Raw genomic sequence first — 2720 nt, 5'->3', positions numbered from 1 at the left:
ATCTTAAGTAGCCGGAGTAGAGCTTCGGAAATACTCAACAAAAAAAGGAAATTAAGTATTGCCCACATTCGCAAACTTACAGAGCATCTTAAAATTCCCGCAGATGTTTTGATCAAGGACTATGATTTGGCTTCTTAGTCATTTAACATCATAACAAGCTCTTCGCAACCAAAGCTACCTATCCCCCCCTTCACTAGCCTACTTCGCCGAAGTAACTCAGCTACGAAGGCTGAAAAGTTTCGGCGGGCAGGCGGTTTGTCCTTCGCTAAAGCTTCGGAGAATAAAAGAGCACAAATTTCACAGACCAAAATAGTCGGGAAAAAATAATAACCTGGACTGTGTCATTCCAACTCCTTAATCATAATATTTCTGAAAGAGACCTCGCCCGGATGATCCTGAAAACAAATATGACCCCTGGAATATTTTCCAAAGTCATACCAGCGTGCATCACCCAAATATTCCGATTCTTCCCACTCAGACTTACTAAACTTGGTATTTTGAAGCATTGCTTCCCATTCTGGTCCTTGAAGTGGAAAGGAATTAATTAGAACCTCATTGAGGAGTACCTCCCCGCGATTGGCTTTATAATCTATTTTGATATGATAGGAGTTCCATTTACCCGCAGGTTTGGCAGCATTTAATACAGTAGGAGCCGACAGATCATATAAGGCCCCTACAAAATGTTTATGAGTTTCCAAATCCTCTACAGCACTATTTATTTCCGTCTCACCTCCCAAAGCTATTTGAGGGTTGTCATAAATTGCCGGATCTAAAATTTGGATTTCCGGGCCGGTTTGATATGGATAATTGTATTTTTCATCTTCACTTACCCCCCACATAAAACCACTATTACCCCCTCGTATTATTTTCCAATCATATTTTATTTCAAAGTTCCCATATTCTTTGTCCGATATAAGGCTTGCATCTCCTTCGCCCGATTCCATATCCGAAATCCCGTTAAATATTAAGGTGTTATCTTCTACAATCCATCCTCTTGTAGATTCTGCATCCTGAAAAATATGCCAGCCATCAAGAGAATTATCTACAATCAAAGACTTCCATTCAGAATTCTCACTTTTACAATTTGTAAGAAGAAATACAATTAAAAGAGATAAAACTACTTTTCCCATATTAATTTATTATCCGGTCAACTGAAAGCTAACTGAGTTTGTATAAAGTTAAGTTAAACATTTGATTACTTGAAAGATAAGAATGGAAATTTAACGGTTTTACATGCCAAATTCCTTTGACCCGGGCTTCTTTGTATGGCCTATACAGCAACCTATTCCGGACAATCAATTTTACCGTGTTTTATATGCCTTTCTATTGAAAAAAAACGAATTTTATAAATACCTTTATTAAAATTAATACCCAGTTGGTTTGTTATTAAAAAATGAACTAAATTATGGACATAATGGCGCTGTAAACAGGGCATTAAACAAAATTTATGAAGGCACTTTTTTTTACAAGAGAATTTCCCCCTTATGTTTATGGAGGAGCAGGGGTGCATGTTGAATATTTGGCAGCAGAATTAGCCAAACTTATGGAGCTGGAAGTACGATGTTTTGGGGATCAGGATGAAAAAACCGATAATCTATCGGTAAAAGGCTATCCCTATGACAATCCCGTTTTTAATAACTCCAATGACAAACTTAAAGCAGTTTTAAAAACCCTTAGCACCAATGTTCATATGAACGCAGACGCAATAGATGCGGATATTGTGCATTGTCATACCTGGTATTCGCATTTTGCGGGTATCGCAGCAAAACTCCTTTATGGGATTCCACTGGTAGTAACCACACATTCATTGGAGCCTCTAAGGCCCTGGAAAAGAGAACAATTGGGAAGGGGTTATGATGCCTCATTATGGATTGAAAAAACGGCAATAGAAATGGCAGATGCCGTTATTGCCGTATCAAATGAAACAAGAGATGATGTCCTGAACTATTTTAATGTAGATAAGGAAAAAATTAAAGTAATATACAACGGGATAAATCTTGAAGAATATGTAGTTACCAGCGAAACTGCTGCCTTAGATAAACACCATATTGATAAGTCCAAACCCTATGTGCTTTTTGTGGGCAGAATCACAAAGCAGAAAGGGATAATACATTTGGTGAATGCCATCAAATATATTGACCCGGATACTCAGGTTGTTTTATGTGCCGGAGCACCAGACACTCCTGAAATTGCCAAAGAAATGGAAGACAGCGTTAATGAAGTAAAGAAAAACAGGGATAATGTTATCTGGATCGCTGAAATGCTCGATAAAAAATCAGTGATACAACTTTATTCCCATGCAGATGTTTTTTGCTGTCCTTCAATTTACGAACCCTTCGGAATTATCAATATTGAAGCCATGGCCTGCAAAACAGCAGTTGTTGCAAGTGCTGTAGGAGGAATAAAGGAAGTGGTTGTGGATGGTGAAACGGGAATCCTGGTACCTTTGGAACAACAAAATGTGGCACCTTTTGAACCTGTAGATCCGGATAAATTTGCCCAGGATCTTGCCGAAGGCATAAACGTCGTAATAAAGAATAAAGAATTGCAGAAATCTATGGCCAATAAAGGCAGAAAAAGAGTGGAAGAGACATTCGACTGGTCGGCTATAGCCAAACAAATTGAAACATTATACAAATCTTTAATAAACTAAAAAATATGTTCACGAAAAGCGTTCTAGCTATTATATTGGGAGGAGGTCAGGGATCTCGCCTGTTTCC

General features: G+C 38.2%; 2 protein-coding genes. One reads left to right on the top strand and one right to left on the bottom strand.

The window, feature by feature from the left end; translation table 11 throughout:
• Positions 1 to 341: 341 nt before the first annotated feature.
• Positions 342 to 1130 (bottom strand): DUF1080 domain-containing protein, encoded by a 789-nt coding sequence (locus Q0X66_RS15720; RefSeq protein WP_297708051.1) that lies wholly within the window; start codon positions 1128 to 1130, stop codon positions 342 to 344.
• Between the two features lie 317 nt (positions 1131 to 1447).
• Between Q0X66_RS15720 and glgA the strand changes: the two genes are divergently transcribed.
• Positions 1448 to 2653, top strand: a complete 1206-nt coding sequence (gene glgA, locus Q0X66_RS15715; protein WP_297708049.1) for a glycogen synthase — start codon at positions 1448 to 1450, stop codon at positions 2651 to 2653.
• The last annotated feature ends 67 nt before the right edge of the window (positions 2654 to 2720 follow it).

Origin of the sequence: uncultured Eudoraea sp. (assembly GCF_947260015.1) — a bacterium.
Lineage (GTDB): Bacteria > Bacteroidota > Bacteroidia > Flavobacteriales > Flavobacteriaceae > Eudoraea.
The sequence above is the reverse complement of the archived record's forward strand: the minus strand, read 5'-3'. Positions and strand labels throughout refer to the sequence as shown.

Bases quoted from the DNA above. Each gene is read 5' to 3' on its own strand.
- Q0X66_RS15720 (WP_297708051.1), bottom strand. From the start codon at position 1,130: ATGGGAAAAGTAGTTTTATCTCTTTTAATTGTATTTCTTCTTACAAAT.
- glgA (WP_297708049.1), top strand. From the start codon at position 1,448: ATGAAGGCACTTTTTTTTACAAGAGAATTTCCCCCTTATGTTTATGGA.